This is a genomic window from Hasllibacter halocynthiae (assembly GCF_003003095.1).
GTDB classification, from domain to species: domain Bacteria; phylum Pseudomonadota; class Alphaproteobacteria; order Rhodobacterales; family Rhodobacteraceae; genus Hasllibacter; species Hasllibacter halocynthiae.
Genome location: NZ_PVTT01000002.1, coordinates 603,936 through 621,577 on the forward strand (window position 1 = coordinate 603,936; position 17,642 = coordinate 621,577).

Below are 17,642 nucleotides of genomic sequence, written 5' to 3' on the forward strand. Positions count from 1 at the left end.
GGGGGCCGTCGCCCGGGGCGGGGCGCCGGGGCATGGCTGACGCGCCGATGCGCGGGGGTGCGCGCGGACATGGCGGACATGGCGGCGAGGTCGTCTGGCGCGGCGCGCCCGCGGCGGCGACGGTCGACCCGATGCTGGCTGCCACCGCGCTCCTGGCGTATCTGGCGCTCGCCATCGGCGGGCTCGGCCTGGGCGAGCCGGTCGGCTCGGCCCGCTCGCTCCTGGCGCCGGCGTGGCTGGCGGTCCTCGCGGCCTATCTCTACCTGATGCGGCGGTGGCCCGTCGGCCTTCCCGCGGCGGCACTCCTCGCGGCGCTCGCGGCGTTCCTGATCGTCCAGTCCGCCCGCTCGGAGGTCCCCGCCCTGGCGCTGGCGAAGGTGGACGGGTTCCTGGTCGCCGGCCCGATCGTCTTCCTGACCTGGCGCTACGGCATGGAGGAGTTCGGGCCCCGCTTCCTTCGGGGGGTCGTGCGCGCCGGCCTCCTCGTGCTCTTCATCACGCTGCTCCACAAGGCGGCGTTCGGCCTGACGGACCGGGGGACGCGCTACTTCCTCAACGGCCCGATCGTGTTCGGCTGGATGATGGCGCTGATGGCGATGCTGGCCCTTCGCCTGGCATGCGAGGGGCCCCCGGGCGGACGCCGGCGGGCGGCCCTCGCGGTCGCGGCCTTCGCCGCGGCCGTGGTCTGGAGCGGCTCGAAGGGCCCGATGGTGGCCCTGGTGCTGGCCGGCGCGCTCTTCCTGCTGCTGGAGAGGCGGATCGGCTCGATCCTCTTCCTGCTCGCCGCGCTCCTCGCGGGGGGGTTCGCCGCGGCGGAGTACGGCGTCCTGCCCGAGCGGCTGACCGCCATCTACCGTATCGCGACGATGAGCCTCGAGGGCCGCGACTTCGGCTCGGTCGGCGTGCGCGCGCTCATGCTCGAGGACGCCGCCCTCCTCTTCGGGTCCCATCCCTGGTTCGGGGTGGGAAGCGGGAACTGGGTCGTCCACTCCTCGATCGCGACCCATGCGGGGCCCGCGACCTACCCCCACAACCTCGTGGCCGAGACCCTCGCGGAGCACGGGCTCGCGGGGCTCGCGGTGTTCGGGGCGGTGGTCGCCTACGTCGCATGGCGCTGCGACCGCTTCGGCCTCGCGGTCCTCGTCCTCTCCGGCACGGGGCTGCTCTTCTCGGGGGACATGCAGTACTGGCGGTTCCTCGTCTTCCTGCCCCTCGCCCTCTGCGTGCGCGGGGCGCGGGGCAGCCGGCCGTGATCCCCCTTCTGGTCATCCCCGCGCTCTACGCCGCCTTCGTCTTCATGGACACGATCGTGATCCTGACGCGCGTCGGCTCGTCCATGGCGCGGACGAACGCGATGGGCGGCGCGATCGAGAAGATGGCCAACGCCTGCAAGAGCCTCTTCTTCTTCTGCTACCCGCCGTTCCTGGGGCTTCTCGTCTATCGCGGCGATCCGGCGGGGGTCTACGCCGCCATCTTCGCGAGCTACGCCGCCGCCACCCTGGCGGTGGGCGCGGCCTACGCGCTGAGGCGCCGGATCGTCGCCTTCTCGACCGCGTTCGCGTCCGAGCTGTCGGGCGGAAAGGCGGTGCACCGGGCGATCGCCTCGGCGGCGGGGCGGCGGGCGGGGGACGCGGGCCCGCCCCCGGACCAGCCCCTGGGCCCGCCCCTGGACGCGGACGAGGCGGGGCACGGCACCCTGCCGCCCCGCCTGGCGGCGTTCTGCGTGACCGTCTACGCGCTCTACGGGGGGGCGATCTTCCTTCTCAACCTCGTGGTGCTCGAGAACCGGCAATACGCGCCGATCATCCTTCAGATGCTGGGGATGGTGAACGGGATCGGGACGATCCTGCTGTCGTTCGTGATCGACCCGGTCGTGGCGCGCAACCTCGACGCGGCGACCAACCTGCAGCCGCTGATCCGGCTGATGCTGTTCGCCCGGCTGGTCTGCTACGCGCTCGTCAGCCCGGCGCTGTTCGCCGCGCTCTACGCGCTCGGGTTGGGCTTCGACTGATGCGCGGCGCTGGAGGCGTCCGCATGCCCAGGCCGCGCCCGGCGCGGCACGAGGGCCACGGCGGCGGCCCGGCCGCCGCGCGGACGGATGGAAGGCGCCCCGGGGGCCGCTTATCGCCATGCCACGGGCCATCACGGAGAGAGCCAGGGATGCGGCCGCGCCTTACACGTCCGGATCCCGCGGCGCCGCGCGCCCGCCGGCGCCCCCGCCGGCGGGGGGCCGGGGCATGAAGGTGCTCTACCTCCACCAGTACTTCGCCACGCCGCGGATGGCGGGGGGCACCCGCTCCTACGAGATGGCGCGCCGCATGGTCGCCGCCGGCCACGAGGTGCACGTCGTCACCTCCTGGCGCGAGGGGACGGACCGCCGGGGCTGGTGGCAGGAGGAGGTCGACGGCATCCAAGTCCACTGGCTGCCCGTCCCCTACCGCAACGCGATGGGCCCCCTCGCCCGCCTGCGCGCCTTCGCCCGCTTCGCCCGCCTCGCGCGGGCGCGGGCGACCGGGATCGGCGGCGACGTCGTCCTCTCGACGAGCACGCCGCTCACCATCGCGGTGCCGGGGGTGCGCGCCGCGCGCCGCCTCGGGGTGCCGCACGTCCTCGAGGTGCGGGACCTCTGGCCGGCGCTGCCCGTGGCGATGGGGATCCTGCGCGATCCGGTCAGCATCCACCTCGCCCGCCGGCTCGAGCGGTACGCCTACCGCAACTCGGCGCGGGTGCTGGCCCTGTCGCCCGGCATGGCGCGGGGCGTGGTCGCGGCGGGCTATCCCGAAGGGCGGGTGACGGTCGCGCCCAACAGCTGCGACACGGACCTCTTCGCGCCCGACCCGGCGGGCGCCGCGCGCTTCCGCGCCGCCCGCCCCGAGCTGGGGGAGGGGCCGATCGTCCTCTACGCCGGCACGTTCGGCCGCATCAACGGGGTCGAGTACCTCGCCCGCCTCGCGGCCGCGATGGCGGGGATCCGCCCTGACGTCCGCTTCGTGGCCATCGGCGGCGGCGCCCGCGCGGACGCGGTCCGTGCCGAGGCCGGGCGCCTCGGGGTCCTCGGGCGCAACTACTTCCAGTACCCCGCCATGCCCAAGACCGCGCTGGTGGACGCGTTCCGCGCGGCGCGGGTCTCGACCTCGCTCTTCGTCGACCTGCCGGAGATGCGGCACAACTCGGCCAACAAGTTCTTCGACGCCCTCGCCTCCGGCACGCCGGTGGCGATCAACTACGGCGGCTGGCAGGCCGACCTCGTCGCCGAGCACGGCCTCGGCCTCGCGCTCGCCCCCGGCGACCCGGACGCGGCGGCCCGGGCGCTGGCCGGCCTCCTGGCCGACGAGGGAAGGCTCGCGGCCGCCTCGCGGGCGGCGGAGGCGCTGGCGCAGGGCGAGTTCGGGCGCGACGCGGTCGCCCGCCGGGTGATCGGCACGCTCGAGCGCGCGGTGGAGGAGGCGTCGTGACCGGGCGCGGCGCCGCTGCGGCCAAGCGCGCGCTCGACGTGGCCGGGGCGCTCGTCGGGCTGACGCTGCTCGCGCCGCTGCTCGCGGTCCTCGCCTGGCGGGTGCGGCGCGAGATGGGCGCGCCCGTCCTCTTCCGGCAGGTCCGGCCCGGGCTCGGCGGCCGCCCCTTCGAGATGCGCAAGTTCCGCACCATGCGGGGCGGCCCCGGCACGGACGCCGAGCGGCTGACCCCCTTCGGCGCCCGGCTGCGCGCCTCCTCGCTCGACGAGCTGCCCGAGCTGTGGAACGTCCTCCTCGGCGACATGAGCCTCGTCGGGCCCCGCCCCCTCCTGCCGGAGTACCTCCCCCTCTACACCCCGCGCCAGGCCCGCCGGCACGAGGTCCGGCCCGGCCTGACCGGCTGGGCGCAGGTCAACGGCCGCAACGCCATCGCCTGGGAGGAGAAGTTCGAGCTGGACCTCTGGTACGTGGAGAACCGGACCCTCCTCCTCGACCTGCGGATCATCGCGACGACCGTGTCGAAGGTCCTGCGCCGCGAGGGCGTCGCCGCCGCGGGCGAGGCGACCATGCCCCCCTTCACGGGCGGGCCCGGCGTGGGCCAGGGGGGCCAGGGAGGCCGGGGGGACCAGGGGAACCAGGGGAATGGCTGACCTTCTCGGGGTGTACGGGGCTTCGGGGTGCGGGCGGGGCATCATGCCCCTCCTTCGCGGGCGCGAAGGGGATGCCCGCCTCGTCTTCGTGGACGACGCGCTCGCCGGCGGGATGGTCAACGGCCTTCCCGTGCTCGACTGGCAGGGGTTCGCCGCCTCGGGGGCGGCCGTATGCCTCGCCGTGGCCGATCCCGGCACGCGGCGCCGCCTGGCCGAGCGGGCCGCCGCAGCCGGGGTGCCGCTGCACGGCGCGCGCCATCCCACCGTGGTCGAGATGGACGACGTCCGGATCGCCCCGGGCGCCTGCCTCTCGCCCTATGTGGTCCTCACCTCGAACATCAGCATCGGGCGGGCCTTCCATGCCAACGTCCACAGCGTCGTCGAGCACGACTGCGTCATCGGCGACTTCGTCACCTTCGCCCCCGGGGTCCGCTGCAACGGCAACGTCCACGTCGGCGACGGCGCCTATCTCGGCGCGGGCGCGACGATCCGCCAGGGCCGCCCCGGCGCGCCGCTGCGCATCGGCGCGGGGGCGGTGGTCGGCATGGGCGCGGTCGTCACCCGCGACGTGCCGCCCGGCGCCACGGTCGTCGGCAGCCCCGCCCGCCCCATCCGACGGAAGCCCTGAATGCGCATCTGGCTCTCGCGTCCGCACATGTCAGGTGGCGAGGAGGCCGCCGTCGCGGCGGCCTTCGCCTCGGGCTTCGTCGCGCCGGCCGGCCCGCAGCTCGACGCGTTCGAGGGGGCGGTCGCGGCGCATCTGGGCGGCGGGGTCCACTGCGTCGCCCTCTCCTCCGGAACGGCGGCGCTGCACCTCGCGCTGCGCCTCGCCGGCGTCGGCCCCGGCGACGAGGTCTGGATCTCCTCCATGACCTTCGCGGGGGGCGTCTTCCCGGTCCGCTATCTCGGGGCCAGCCCGCGCTTCTTCGACCTCGACCCGGCGCGCTGGACCCTCTCCCTCCCCCTCCTCGAGGAGGAGATGGACCGCGCCGCGCGCCGGGGCCGGCTGCCGAAGGCCGTCGTGCCCACCGACCTCTACGGCGCCTCCGTCGACCTTCCCCCGCTCGAGGCGCTGTGTGCGCGCCACGGCGTCGCCCTCGTGGTGGACAGCGCCGAGGCGCTCGGCGCGCGCTGCGGGGACCGGGCCGCCGGCACCGGGGGCGACGCGGCCGTCCTCTCGTTCAACGGCAACAAGATCGTCACCACCTCGGGCGGCGGGATGCTGGTGACGCGCCATGCCGAATGGGCCGCGCGGGCCCGCTTCCTCGCCACCCAGGCGCGTGAGGCCGCCCCCCATTACGAGCACGAGACGATCGGCTACAACTACCGCCTCTCCAACGTCTGCGCGGCCATCGGCCTCGCGCAGATGGGGGTGCTGGGTGCGCGCGTCGCCCGGCGCCGCGCGATCTTCGCCCGCTACCGGGACGCGCTGTCCCCCGCTGGCATCGCCTTCATGCCCGAGGCGCCCGGCCACCTCTCGACCCGCTGGCTGACGGCCTGCCGGATCGACCCCGCGCGCACCGGCACCGACCGCGAGGCGGTGCGCCTCGCCCTCCTCTCCGAAGGGATCGAGGCGCGCCCGCTCTGGAAGCCCATGCACCTGCAGCCGGTCTTCGCGGGCGCGCCCTATCACGGCGCGGGCTTCGACGCCGCGCTCTTCGCGGACGGGCTCTGCCTGCCCTCGGGCTCGGACATGACCGAGGCCGAGCAGGACGAGGTGATCGCCCGCGTCCTCGCAGTCATGGCCTAGATCGCCTCCACGGACGGGGCGGCCGGCACGAGGGGGACGGTCCCCGCGTCGAAATCGGGCGCCGGGACCTTCAAGGCCACCGCGCCGTCCGCCCGCCGGCGCATCGCCGCCCCCCCCACCTCGGCGAGCGAGAGCCCCGCGAGGCGCACCGCATGGTCCGGCCCCGTCGCGGCCCAGCCCCCGCCGCCGCCCGGCACGTTCGAGTGGTTGGCGAGGATCAGCAGCCGCACGGCGGCGGTGCCGGGCGGAAGGTTGGCCGGCTCGTTGCGGCCCGACAGGTCCACCCCGCCGACGAAGCCTGTGCCGCGGTACCAGCGCCCCGCCTCGGGCGGCACGAAGGCCGAGAAGGCGGCGTACTTGTAGGTCGACCCCCCGCGCCCGTTGGCGATCGCGGTCCCCGCCGGCCAGACGCCCGCCGGATCGTCCGGGTTGCCCATCTCCGCCGGCCAGGGCGCCGCCAGCGCCACCGTGCCCGCGGCCTTGTCCACGCCGCCCGGGGCGAACATCCCGCCCCGCGTGATCCGGCTGTAGCCGTCCTGCAGCGCGCCGCCCGCGTTGCGGTAGCCGAAGACCGTGATCGCGCGGGCATGGGCGGCGGCGACGCTCTCGTTCCAGCCGGCGGCGTCGGCGAGGCGCAGCGACGCGTCCCCCGGCGCGAGCGGCGCGGCGAGCGTCGTCAGGCTGTCCGCCCCGCCGTGCCGGAAGCGCATGTGGTGGGTCGCCAGGATCGGTAGGCCGTCCGTGTCGTAGGCCGCGAGGCCGACATAGTGGCGATGCCGCTCGCCGTGGGGATGGGCCGACCAGTCGCCCGGCAGCGCGTCCTGAAGGACCGCCGCCTCCAGCCGGTAGACGCGGTCCGGCCGCACGGGCATGGCCTCGCCGCTCAGGACGAGGGCGGAGTGGCCGCGGTGCACGAACGCCCCCGGCAGCCCCGCCGGCGCCAGCGACGCGTCGAAGGCGAGGCCGGGGAAGTTGTGCGCCGTCCCCAGAAGGCCCGTGCCGTTCGTCACGAGGCCCTCGCCCCGCGAGGCGACGTAGGGCGCGCCCACGGGCGCCCCGCCGCCCGCCTCCGCCGGGACCACCGCCTCGATGCCGCCCGGAAAGCGCACCCTGCCCGTCGCGGCGTCGGCGACCAGCGCCTCGCGCCAGGCCGCGCCGTCCGCGCTGACCTTCAGCGCCAGGTCGTCCGTTCCGGCGACGCCGATCTCGGCCCGCCCGCTCCAGCCGGTCTGGAACACCACGCTCGCCGTGTCGCCAGGGGCGTCCTTGTTCACCACGACGCGGTGGTCGCCCTCCTCGGCCGCCAGCAGCGTCGCCGCGCCCCGCACCGCGAGGCGGTTCGCCCCGTCCGCCTCCGTCCCGACGCCCAGCCGGTCGACCCGCTCGCCGCTGCCCGCCCCGGTCCAGGCCGCGCCGTCGAAGACCCGCAGGCCGCCGCCCCGCTCCCAGGCTATCCAGCCGGCGCGCGGCCGAAGGAAGGACCACGCCCCGTCCTCGCGCACCGCGACCTCGCCCGCGCGCCCCTCCCACGGCCCGGCGGGCTCGGCGCCCACGATCCATCTCTCGCCGGGCTCGGCGGGGGGCGGCGCGGCCGCCACCCCCTCCACCCCCAGATGCGTGACGAGGTCGAGCACGCGCAGCGCCTCGTTATGGGTGACGTGCTTTTGCGCCTGCCCGCCTTGGATCAGCGGCAGGGCGAGGTTGGGCGTGGTCTGGTGGTCCATGGCGAGAGGGCTCCCCGGCTCTTCGGTCGGGGAGGAGAATGCCGGAGGGGGGTTCGCGAACCGTTAGCGCGGCGCACGGTCCCCAACCCCTTGGGATCGCGCGATCCTCAACGATCCGTCAACGCTGCGCGCGGCCCGCGCCGGGCGGGAATCAGCCCCCCTCGGGCTCGCGCGGGACCAGCGCGCGGACGAGGTCGCGCATGTGCAGCGTGCCCACGGGCCGCCCCTCCTCCTCCACCTGGAAGGCGAGGCTCGTGTCGCCGCCGGCCTTCGCGATCACCGCCTCCAGCCGCTCGGACGCCTCGACGGTGCCGGCCACGGCCAGGGCGGGGTCGTGGGGGTCCATGACGCTGGCCACGCGCAGCACCCGCGCGCGGTTGATGTCGCGCACGAAGTCCTCGACGTAGGAATCGGCCGGGTTCAGCAGGATCTCCTGCGGCTCGCCCTGCTGGGCGATGGCGCCGTCGTTCAGGATCACCAGATGGTCGGCCAGCTTCAGCGCCTCGTCGAGGTCGTGGGTGATGAACACGATGGTCTTGTGCAGCTCGGCCTGCAGCTCCAGCAGGAGGTCCTGCATGTCCGTGCGGATGAGCGGGTCCAGGGCCGAGAACGCCTCGTCCATCAGCATGATGTCGGCGTTCGAGGTCAGCGCCCGCGCGATCCCCACCCGCTGCTGCTGCCCGCCCGAGAGCTGGTTCGGCCAGCTCTCCGCGTAGCCCCCCAGGCCCACCCGGTCGAGCCACCGGCGCGCCTCGGCCTCGCGCTCGGCGACGGGCACGCCCTGCACCTCCAGCGGCATGGCGGCGTTCTGCACCACCGTGCGGTGGGGCAGCAGGGCGAACTTCTGGAACACCATCGACATGCGCTCGCGCCGCATCCGGCGCAGCTCCTCGACGGAGAGGGTGGTCACGTCCGTGCCGTCCACCTCGACCACGCCGGCCGTCGGCTCGACGAGGAGGTTGAGGTGCCGGATCAGGGTCGACTTGCCCGACCCCGACAGCCCCATGACGACCGTGATCTCGCCGGCCTTCATGTCGATGTCGATGTCCTGCAGGCCCAGCACGTGGCCGTACCGCTCCTGCAGCTCGTCCTTGCCCATGCCGGCGCGGACGTGCCCCATCATCGCCTCGGGGTCGTCCCCGAAGATCTTGTAGAGGCCCTTCACCCGGATCAGCGTCTCGCCCTCGCGGGCGTGGGGCACGGTCTCGGTCATCGCGTTCATGCGTTCCCCTCCGAACGGTCGACCCGCTCCAGCGCGGCCTTGGACGCCCGGTCCAGCATCACCGCCAGCAGCACGATCCCGACGCCCGCCAGAAGGCCGACCCCCAGCTCGAGGTTGCGGATGCCCCGCAGCACGAGGACCCCGAGGCCCGGCGCCGAGACGAGCGAGGCGATCACGACCATGGCGAGGCTCATCATGATGGTCTGGTTGATGCCGGCCATGATGTTGGGCAGCGCCAGGGGAAGCTCGACCTTCCACAGCTTCTGGCCCGGCGTCATGCCGAACGCGTCCGCCGCCTCCGTCACGGCGGGGTCGACGAGGCGGATGCCGAGGTCCGTGAGGCGGATCACCGGCACGATGGCGTAGAGGATGATCGCGATCCCGTAGAGCTTCGATTCGGTCACGGAGAAGAGGAAGATCAGCGGGATGAGGTAGACGAAGGTCGGCAGCGTCTGCAGCAGGTCCAGCACGGGCGTCAGCGATCCCCTCAGGCCGCGGCGCTTGGACATGGCGATGCCGACGGGCACGCCCAGCAGCACGCAGAGCGTGGTGCACACAAAGATGATGGCCAGCGTCTGGATCGCTACGTCGAGATGGTCGACGAAGCCGAGGAACAGGAAGGACAGCGCCACGAAGAGCGTCACGCCCCTGGACTTCGAGGCCCCCCAGGTGGCGAGGACCAGCAGCGGGATCAGGATCCACCACGGGATCCAGGTGAACAGCTCCAGCGCGCCGTCCAGCGCCCATGACAGGGGCTGGGTGAGCGGGTCGAGCACGACCTTGATCGCGTCCTTGGCCGCGAGGAACCCGTCCTCGATGGCGGCCGTGAAGTCGCGCGTCCGGGGGATCGCGCCGCAGGCGTCGTGCAGGTTGTCGAGCGAGGGGAAGGGCAGCGAGAAGGGCGCGTCCCCGGCCGCCTCCCCCCGCGAGCGGGCGAGCAGCTCGGCCATGGTCATCGGCCCGCCCGTGGCGCCGCCGTCGCACCATTCGCGCAGGCCGAGCGCGTCGAAGGCGCGGTCATAGAATGCCATCGGGGGTCTCTCCGGGCGAGGATGAAGGGAATGGGAGGGAACGGGGGGCGCCGCCGGCCCCGGGGCGGGGCCGGCGGCGGGATCGAAGGCGCCGGGTCAGCCGTCGATCAGCGCGGCGAGGTTCGCGCGCGCGTCGGCGGACAGCCACCCGGGCCACACGTCCGAATAGGTCGTGAGGTAGTGGACGGCGGCCTCCTCGGCGGAGGCGTTGTTCTCCTCCTGCCAGGCGAGGATCTCGTTCATCTGCTCGTTGGTGAACTGGACGTTGCGCATCAGGTCGGCGATCTCGGGCTCGCGCTCCTCGAAGTCGGCGGTCACGACCGTGACGACCTTGCCTTGCGGATAGGCCGAGAGCTGAGGGTCCTGGCAGTCCTCCAGGCCGTTGCAGGCGTGCGCCTCCTCGTCGTAGGGCCCGATGTCCACCCGGGTCATCGGATACTGCCCGAGCACGCTCGTCGGCGCCCAGTAGTAGCCGAACCAGGGCTCCTCGTTCTCGAAGGCCGCGGCGATGGAGGTGGCCATCGTCTCGCCCGAGCCGTGGACGAAGACCTCGATGCCGTTCTCCTCGAGGCCCGCGGCCTCGGCGAGGTTGCCGTTCACCGTCTTGCAGGCCCAGCCGTCCGGGCACTGGTGGAACCGGGCGCCGACCAGCTCGGGGTTGGCCAGCACGCCCTCGAGGGACGCCAGCTCCGGGTGCTCCTCCAGAAGGTAGTTGGGGATCCACCACCCCTCGACGCCGCCATCCGAGAGCACGTCGGTCAGCGTCACGAGCGAGCCTTCGGCCGACATGCGGTCATAGACCGGCGCGGCGTTGACCCAGAGCTCGGTCAGGATGTCGGGCTCGCCCGTTTCGGCGACGGAGGCGAGGGCGGGGTTCGTCGAGGACGGCACCCGGTTGACCGTGCAGCCGTAGCCTTCGGTCATCAGGAAGTCCGAGATGGCGGTGACCACGGCCGAGGAGGCCCAGTTCATCTCCGTGATCGAGACCTCGCCGCAATCCTGGGCGACGGCGCCGCCCGCCAAGATCATAGAAGTCAGGCCGCTGGCGGCCAGAAGCTTGGTGTTCATGGTGGTTCCCTATCGTCTCCGGCAGCGGCGCGTCGGCGGCCGCCTTGGCGAAAGGCCCTGCAGGAGCGTCCCGCCGGGCTTGCCCCCGCAGGTTGGCGGACCCGGGCGCGATGTGCAACCGGAAGGGGCGACGCACCCTGGCAGGCCGGCCCCCGCGGGGGCGCGCGCCCGGTGCCTACTCGCCGGCCAGGCCGACGCCGGTGCTGATCAGCGAGGGCGTGATCTGCGCGACCACCCGGCTCCAGCGGGTGACGGCCTGCTCGGCCACGAACACCACGTCGCCCGGCCGCATCTCGAAGCGCGAGGCCAGCGCCAGCCGGGTCGCGTCGCGCGCGTCCAGGTGGAACGCGGTGACCCTGCCGTCGCCGTCCCGGTCGCGCAGCACGTAGATCCGCGCCGGATCGCCCGTCGCCGCCGCGATGCCGCCCCCGCCCCCGAAGAGCGCGTCGTTCAGCACCGCCTGCCGGCCGAAGGGCAGCGCGAAGCGCGAAGGGGTCCGCACCTCGCCCGTCAGGTAGACGTGGTCGCGCGCGGCCCCGTCCAGGGCCTCGGCGGCACGGAAGTTGCCGCGCGCCTCGTCGCGGGCGGCGCGGCGCAGCGCGAGGCCAGCCTCCAGCTCGTCGAGGGCCTGGGCGCGGGCCGCCGTGCGCAGGTTGGCGAGCTGGATCCGCTCGGCGAAGAAGGCGCGGGCGCGCTCGGCGTCGTATCCGGCGTCCACGAAGACGCTGTCGCCCCCCGTCAGGCGGATGCCCTGCAGCGCCGGCCGCGCGCCGAACCCCTCCACCGGCACCTGGTAGAGCGCGCCCTCGCGGAAGATGCGGATCACCGCGCCCTCGGCGGCCCCCTCGACGCCGCCGGCCCGCGCGAGCGCCTCCGCCAGGGTGAGGTCCGTGATGGTGACGGGCACCACCACCGCCTCCGCGACCGCGCCGCCGACCGCCACGCGCTGCGAGTTGAAGCCCGTCACCTCCAGCGAGAAGGCCGGGTCGATCCGGGCGGCGACCAGCGCGCGGAAGACGGCGTCCTCGGCCTCCTCGACGGAAAGGCCGGCGAGGCGCACGCGCCCCACGTCCGGGATCGCGATCGCGCCGTCGTCCTGCACCGTGTAGCCCTGCCGCCGGTTCTGCGCCGCCAGGAGGCCGGAGAGCTCCTCCACCGTGGTTCCGGGCGCCGCCGTCGCGAGGAGGACGACGTCCCCGACGCCGATCACATAGGGCCCGCCCGGCAGGGGTGGCGGCGGGATCAGCGCCGGCTCGCCCCGCCGCGGGGGGCGGATCTGGGTGACGGGCGGCAGGGCGATGCCGCCGGGCGCCGCCCCCGCCGCGCCGCCGCCTTGCGAGAACACCGCCGGCAGGGCGCGGGGCACGTAGGGGTCGGCATTGGCCGCGGCGACCACGGGCGCGGTCAGGTCCACCACCGTCACCCCCTCGCCCCCCGCGGGGACCTGCGCCGACTGGTAGACGATCCCGCAGCCCCCCACCGCGCAGGCGAGCGCGACCGCGGCCACGCGCCAAGCTTGCAGCATTCCCGTCCCCTGCCTTCCTGCCGTCCCGCCCGTTCGTATCCGGCCGAGGCGCCCGCGCCCAAGGCCGGGGCGGCCGAAGGGCCGCCCGCCGTCGCAAACGGGCCGCAGCACCGTCAGTTCGCGTAGTAGCCGTCCGCGTAGTAGGCCCCGTCGCCCTCGCCCCGGCGGCGCTGCCGCTTCAGGTCGATCTGCGACAGGACCAGCCCCGTGACCCGCACCCCCGCGGTCGAGAGGAGGCGCAGCCCCTCGCGCAGGGCGGCGCGGGGGGTCGCGTCCCACCGGACGGAGTAGACGGTCGCGTCGGCCAGGGTGCCGATCACGCGCGCGTCCGGCACCACGAGGACCGGCGGCGCGTCGAGGACCACGACGTCGTAGGCCCCGCGCGCGGCGGCGACGAAGTTCGCGAAGGCCCGCGACGAGAAGACGTCGACCGGGTTCGCCGCCGGGGCGTCCCCCACAAGGACGTCGACCTCGCCCAGCAGCGCGGGCGCCCCCTGGACCGCGTCGGCGAGGGCCGCCTCCCCCGTCAGGACCGAGACGAGGCCGAACTCCTCCGAGAGGCCCAGCTCCTCGGCGAAGGTCCGTCGCCGGAGGTCGCATTCGACCAGCAGGACCCGCTTGCCCATCCCGGCGAGGCTCTGGGCCAGCGCCATGGCCTGCGAGGTCTTGCCCTCGCCCGGTACGGAGGAGGTCGAGAGGATCACCTCTGGCGGGCGGTCGATGTCCGACAGCATCACGGACGTCCGCAGGTTGCGATAGGCCTCCGCCAGCCGCGAGGCGGGGCGCCGCGCGAGGTAGCCCAGCATCCTGCGCCGGCCGCGGACCTTCGCGCGGGGGATCTGGCCCAGCACCGTCAGGCCGGTCAGTGCCTCGAGATCCTCGCCGCTGCGGATGCCCGTCCTCGCCGCCTCGCGCCCCAGCACCAGCGCCGCCCCCCCGATAAGCCCGAGGAGCAGGGCGGCCGCCAGCACCGGGACCGCGCGGGGCGAGGCGGGGCCCTCGGGCGGGACGGCGGCCGAGAGGACGCGCGCCTCCGCCTCCTGCAGGTTCTGCTGCACGGCTGTCTCGCGCAGGCGGGTCTCGAAGTACTCGAAGAGGGCCGTCGCCTGCTCGACCTCGCGCTCGGCGGCCTGCTGGCGGATCAGGTCCTCCGTCTGCCGGGCTAGGCGCGCCTCGAGCTCGCCCAGGGTCCGGGCCAGCGCCGCGGCCTGCGCGCCGGCGCGAAGGCCGGACGCCCCGGCCGCGAGCTGACCGGCCCGCGCGCGCAGCGCCTCCTCGCGCGCCTCGCCCGCGGGCCGGGACAGCAGGCGCCGGATCGCCGGATCGCCCGTCGCCCGCAGGACGGCGTCCCAGTCCCCCGACGCGGCGGCCGCCCGCAGGGCGTCGTCCGCGGCCGCGTCCCGCCCGCCGGCCCGCGCCTCGGCGAGGCGCTCGCGCAGGTCGGCGATCCGCCGGTTCAGGGCCGCGATCCCGTCCCCCGTGACCAGCTCGTTCTCGGCGGTGAAGTCGCGCAGGCGGTTCTGCGCGTCCCGCATCGCGCCCTGCAGCTCCGCCACCCGCTCGGCGAGCCATTCGGTGGCGCGCGCGGTGGCCTCGAAGCGCACCTCGATCTGCTCGAGGATGTAGAGGTCCGCGACCGCGTTGGCGATCTCGACGGACAGGGCCGGGTCCGGGCTGCGCGCGGAGATGGTGTAGACGAGGCTCTGGCGCAGGTTGGCGACCTCGATCATCCCCAGAAGGTCGTCGACCGCCTCGCGGCGCGCCTCCTCGGGCGTGGCGGGCCCCTCCTCGGGCGCGGGCGCGAGGAAAGGCAGGCCGGTCGCCCCGGCGATCCACGTCCGCGCCCGCCGCAGCGCGGACGGGCCCCTCTCGCGCTCCATGCGGGCGAGGGTGGCGGCGAGGTCGAGCCGGTCGACGACCTTGCCCAGCAGCCCGCGCGAGCGGATCACCTCGATCTGGGTATTCACGGAGGGCCGGTCCCCCGCGAGACCGGGCACGACGCCCTCGAGGTCGAGGGCCTGCCGGCCCCCTTCCTCCAGCGCGACGACGGAGGTCGCCACGTATTCCGGCACCGCGACCCGCTGGAGGTAGAAGGCCCCCGCCGCGACGAACGCCGCCGCGGCGAGCACGATCGCGAGGCGCCCGTTCCAGAGCGTGCGGAGCACGGCGAGGAGGTCGACTTCGCCCCGCGCCCCCTCGCCGCCGGCGGGCGCAGGGACGGGGACGGGCTGGGTCTGCGGGTGCGGCGTCAGGGGGTCGAGTCGTGTCATCGTCCGCGCCGGCCCCCGTCCGCCCGTGATCCGCCTGCGGGTCGAGCGCCCGGGAATCGCAGGGGGATTCGCACGGGCCCCCGGTTGCGGCAACCGGCGCGGTGGTTATTGCTGGCCGGCGTGTTCGGACTGCGACGCATCCTCGGCCGCGCGCGGCCCGGCCTGTCCGGCCTGTCCGGCCCGCCGGGCCCGGCGCCGGTGACGCGGCCGGTCTGGCTCGTGGGCGACGTGCACGGGCGGGCCGACCTCCTGGAGGGCGCGCTCGCGGCGCTGCGCCCGCCGGAAGGGGCGGCGGTGGTGCTCCTGGGGGACATGATCGACCGGGGGCCGGACCCGGCCGGGGCGCTACGGATCGCGCGGTCCCTGCCGCGCCGCTGGCCCGGCGTGGAGGGGGTCGCCCTCATGGGCAACCACGAGCGGATGATGCTCGACTTCCTCGACGCGCCGGTGCAGCGCGGCCGGCGCTGGCTGCGCCACGGGGGCCGCGAGACGCTGCAGGGCTTCGGCGTGGACCCCGGCCCCCCCGCCGCCGAGCCCGGGCCGGAGGCGCTGCGCGCCCTGCGCGAGGCGCTGCGCGCGGCCATGGAGCCGGGGCTGGAGGGGTGGCTGCGCGCGCTGCCGCTGCTCTGGCGCGACGGCGGCCTCGTGGCGGCGCATGCCGGCCTCGACCCCCTGGCCCCCCCCGAGGCGCAGGACGAGGAGGCGCTGCTGTGGGGCCGGACGGATTTCCGCAGGCCCCGGCGCGACGGGCTGTGGGTGGCGCATGGCCACGTGGTGACGGCCGCCCCCGAGATCGTGCCCGGTCGCCTCGGCCTCGACACGGGCGCCTGGCGCACCGGGCGCCTGACGGTCGCGCGCCTGCGCCCCGGAGAGGCCCCGGCGGTCGAGCGGCCCGCGGCGCCCGAGGCGTCCCGGGGGCCGCATGATGGCCTTCCGAAGGCGGACTAGCCGAATCCGGTGATTTGGCCGCCGCGCCGCCGCGCCGCTAGCCTGATCCCCGAGGGGACGGGCCCGCTGGAAGGCCCCAGGACGAGGGCCACGGGGGCGACGGCGGAAAAGATGCACGCGAAGATGGCGGCGCTGCCGCGGAACGCCAAGGGGGCGCTTCTGGCGCTGCTCGACGGGGCGCTCGTCGTCCTCTCCTACTGGGCCGCGGTCTCGCTGCGGATGTCGGACCCCTGGGCCGCGCCCGTGCTGGGGGCAGGGCTTCCGGCGCTCGGCGTGGCGCTCAGCGCCGGGGTGGCGCTCTGGTGGGCGCTGCGCATCCATTCGATCAAGGTGACGACCTCGGGCGGCCGGTCGCTGCTCCGCGTCTTCGGCTGGTGCGCCTGCGTGTCCCTCGTGACCACGCTCGCCAACGCGGCGCTGGGCCTCGGGCTGCCCCGGACCGTGCCCCTCGTGATGGGGGCGCTGATGCTCGGCGGGGCGCCGGCCGCGCGCCTGCTTGCGCAGTCGCTGCTCCTGGCGGGGCACGCCCGCGCCTCCGTGCCGGTGGCCGTCTACGGCGCCGGCGCCGCGGGGGTGCAGATGGTCTCGGCGCTGCAGGCCTCCCACGAGTATCGGCCCGTGGCGCTCGTCGACGACAACCCGGCGCTGCACGGCGTCGTCGTCTCCGGCCTCGAGGTGGTCGGCGCCGACGCCCTGGGGGCGCTGGTCGCACGGGGCGCGGTGCGCCGGGTGATCGTCGCGATCCCCTCTCTCGGCGCCGCGGCGCGCCGGCGGCTGATCGGCCGGCTCGACGCGCTGGGCGTCCCGGTCGAGGCGCTTCCCTCCTATGTCGAGATGGTCGGCGCCGGCACCCTGCGCGAGGCGCTGCGCCCCGTCGCCCTCGAGGACCTCCTCGGGCGCGAGGCGGTCGCGCTGGACATGCCCGCGATCCGGGCCGCCTACAGGGGGCGGTCGGTCCTCGTCAGCGGGGCCGGCGGCTCGATCGGGTCCGAGCTGTGCCGCCAGGCGATCACCGCCGGCGCCGCCCGCCTCGTGCTGCTCGAGCGGTCCGAATACGCCCTCTACGCCATCGAGCGCGAGCTGGCGCCCCTCGCGGACGGGGCGGGCTGCGCCCTCGTGCCCGCGCTGGGCGACGTCGCCGACGGGCGCGCCTGCGAGGGGCTGCTGCGCGCGCACGGGGTCGAGACCGTCCTGCACGCCGCCGCCTACAAGCACGTCCCCATCGTGGAGGGGAACGAGGCCGCCGGCGTGCGGAACAACGCCCTCGGGACCCGCGCCTTCGCCGAGGCCGCCGCGCGCGCGGGGGTGGGGCGGTTCGTCCTCGTCTCGACCGACAAGGCGGTCCGCCCGCCCAACGTGATGGGCGCGACGAAGCGCATGGCCGAGATCGCCGTGCAGGACCTCCAGCGCCGGACGCGCGGCACGGTCTTCTCCATGGTGCGCTTCGGCAACGTCCTGGGCTCGTCGGGATCTGTGATCCCGCTCTTCCGGGCGCAGATCGAGAAGGGCGGCCCCGTCACCCTCACCGATCCGGGGGTCACGCGCTACTTCATGACCATCCCGGAGGCCGCGCGCCTCGTGATGCTGGCCGGGACCTTCGCCGAAGGGGGCGAGGTGTTCGTCCTCGACATGGGCGCGCCGGTGCGCATCCACGACCTCGCCCGCCAGATGATCGAGCTGTCCGGCCTGACCGTGCGCGACGCGGACCGGCCGGACGGCGACATCGCCATCGAGGTGACGGGCCTGCGCCCGGGCGAGAAGCTCCACGAGGAGCTGCTGATCGACGCCGACACCCTCGCGACGCCGCATCCGAAGATCCTGCGCGCGCAGGAGGGTTGCCCCCCCGGGCCCGTCGTCGCCGGCGTGCTCTCGCGCCTCGAGGGGGCGGCCGGGCGCGGCGATGCCGCCGCCCTCCGGGCGGAGCTCTCGCGCCTCGTCGACGGGTTCGCGGCGCCCCGGCGCGCCGCCGCCTGAGGCCCGGCCCGGGGCCCGCTGCGCG

14 protein-coding genes are annotated in these 17,642 nt (G+C 75.2%); 8 read left to right on the plus strand and 6 right to left on the minus strand.

Translation table 11 applies throughout. The features are described 5' to 3' along the window. Nucleotides 1-32: 32 nt before the first annotated feature. The 6 genes from BCF33_RS09845 (at nucleotide 33) to BCF33_RS09870 (ending at nucleotide 5,855) form a co-directional block, all read left to right on the plus strand. Complete coding sequence (locus BCF33_RS09845; RefSeq protein ID WP_106160759.1) at nucleotides 33-1,253, plus strand: O-antigen ligase family protein; 1,221 nt, start codon at nucleotides 33-35, stop codon at nucleotides 1,251-1,253. Beyond that, nucleotides 1,250-2,011, plus strand: coding sequence for a DUF2837 family protein (locus tag BCF33_RS09850; RefSeq protein ID WP_106160760.1), 762 nt, complete (start codon nucleotides 1,250-1,252; stop codon nucleotides 2,009-2,011). The genes BCF33_RS09845 and BCF33_RS09850 overlap by 4 nt, the downstream gene beginning before the upstream one ends. Nucleotides 2,012-2,237: 226 nt before the next feature. After that, the gene (locus tag BCF33_RS09855) at nucleotides 2,238-3,455 is read left to right on the plus strand and encodes a glycosyltransferase family 4 protein (RefSeq protein WP_106160761.1); all 1,218 of its coding nucleotides are present in this window, start codon (nucleotides 2,238-2,240) and stop codon (nucleotides 3,453-3,455) included. Beyond that, nucleotides 3,452-4,105, plus strand: coding sequence for a sugar transferase (locus BCF33_RS09860; protein ID WP_106160762.1), 654 nt, complete (start codon nucleotides 3,452-3,454; stop codon nucleotides 4,103-4,105). The genes BCF33_RS09855 and BCF33_RS09860 overlap by 4 nt, the downstream gene beginning before the upstream one ends. After that, nucleotides 4,098-4,733, plus strand: coding sequence for a NeuD/PglB/VioB family sugar acetyltransferase (locus tag BCF33_RS09865; protein WP_106160763.1), 636 nt, complete (start codon nucleotides 4,098-4,100; stop codon nucleotides 4,731-4,733). The genes BCF33_RS09860 and BCF33_RS09865 overlap by 8 nt, the downstream gene beginning before the upstream one ends. After that, on the plus strand, nucleotides 4,734-5,855 hold the full coding sequence (locus BCF33_RS09870; protein WP_106160764.1) for a DegT/DnrJ/EryC1/StrS family aminotransferase: 1,122 nt from the start codon (nucleotides 4,734-4,736) through the stop codon (nucleotides 5,853-5,855). Here BCF33_RS09870 and BCF33_RS09875 read toward each other — a convergent pair. The 6 genes from BCF33_RS09875 to BCF33_RS09900 all read right to left on the minus strand — a co-directional run bounded on the left by BCF33_RS09875 (nucleotide 5,852) and on the right by BCF33_RS09900 (nucleotide 14,695). After that, nucleotides 5,852-7,579 (minus strand): DUF2793 domain-containing protein, encoded by a 1,728-nt coding sequence (locus tag BCF33_RS09875; protein WP_106160765.1) that lies wholly within the window; start codon nucleotides 7,577-7,579, stop codon nucleotides 5,852-5,854. The genes BCF33_RS09870 and BCF33_RS09875 overlap by 4 nt on opposite strands. A gap of 151 nt (nucleotides 7,580-7,730) precedes the next feature. Then, nucleotides 7,731-8,801 carry a quaternary amine ABC transporter ATP-binding protein gene (locus BCF33_RS09880; protein WP_245883807.1) on the minus strand — a complete coding sequence of 357 codons (1,071 nt, stop codon included), beginning with the start codon at nucleotides 8,799-8,801 and terminating at the stop codon, nucleotides 7,731-7,733. Beyond that, on the minus strand, nucleotides 8,798-9,832 hold the full coding sequence (locus BCF33_RS09885) for an ABC transporter permease (RefSeq protein ID WP_106160766.1): 1,035 nt from the start codon (nucleotides 9,830-9,832) through the stop codon (nucleotides 8,798-8,800). Before BCF33_RS09885 ends, BCF33_RS09880 begins: the two co-directional genes overlap by 4 nt. Nucleotides 9,833-9,928: 96 nt before the next feature. After that, complete coding sequence (locus tag BCF33_RS09890; protein ID WP_106160767.1) at nucleotides 9,929-10,900, minus strand: ABC transporter substrate-binding protein; 972 nt, start codon at nucleotides 10,898-10,900, stop codon at nucleotides 9,929-9,931. Nucleotides 10,901-11,075: 175 nt separating this feature from the next. After that, nucleotides 11,076-12,425, minus strand: coding sequence for a polysaccharide biosynthesis/export family protein (locus tag BCF33_RS09895; protein ID WP_106160768.1), 1,350 nt, complete (start codon nucleotides 12,423-12,425; stop codon nucleotides 11,076-11,078). 113 nt (nucleotides 12,426-12,538) lie between these two features. After that, on the minus strand, nucleotides 12,539-14,695 hold the full coding sequence (locus BCF33_RS09900; protein WP_106160769.1) for a Wzz/FepE/Etk N-terminal domain-containing protein: 2,157 nt from the start codon (nucleotides 14,693-14,695) through the stop codon (nucleotides 12,539-12,541). A gap of 120 nt (nucleotides 14,696-14,815) precedes the next feature. On the opposite strand from BCF33_RS09900, the gene BCF33_RS09905 reads away from it, so the two are divergent. Together BCF33_RS09905 and BCF33_RS14480 are read left to right on the plus strand one after the other, a co-directional pair. Next, a complete protein-coding gene (locus BCF33_RS09905; RefSeq protein WP_158259402.1) occupies nucleotides 14,816-15,643 on the plus strand; it encodes a metallophosphoesterase in 828 nt (275 codons plus the stop codon). 111 nt (nucleotides 15,644-15,754) lie between these two features. After that, on the plus strand, nucleotides 15,755-17,617 hold the full coding sequence (locus BCF33_RS14480) for a polysaccharide biosynthesis protein (protein ID WP_106160771.1): 1,863 nt from the start codon (nucleotides 15,755-15,757) through the stop codon (nucleotides 17,615-17,617). Nucleotides 17,618-17,642 lie beyond the last annotated feature (25 nt).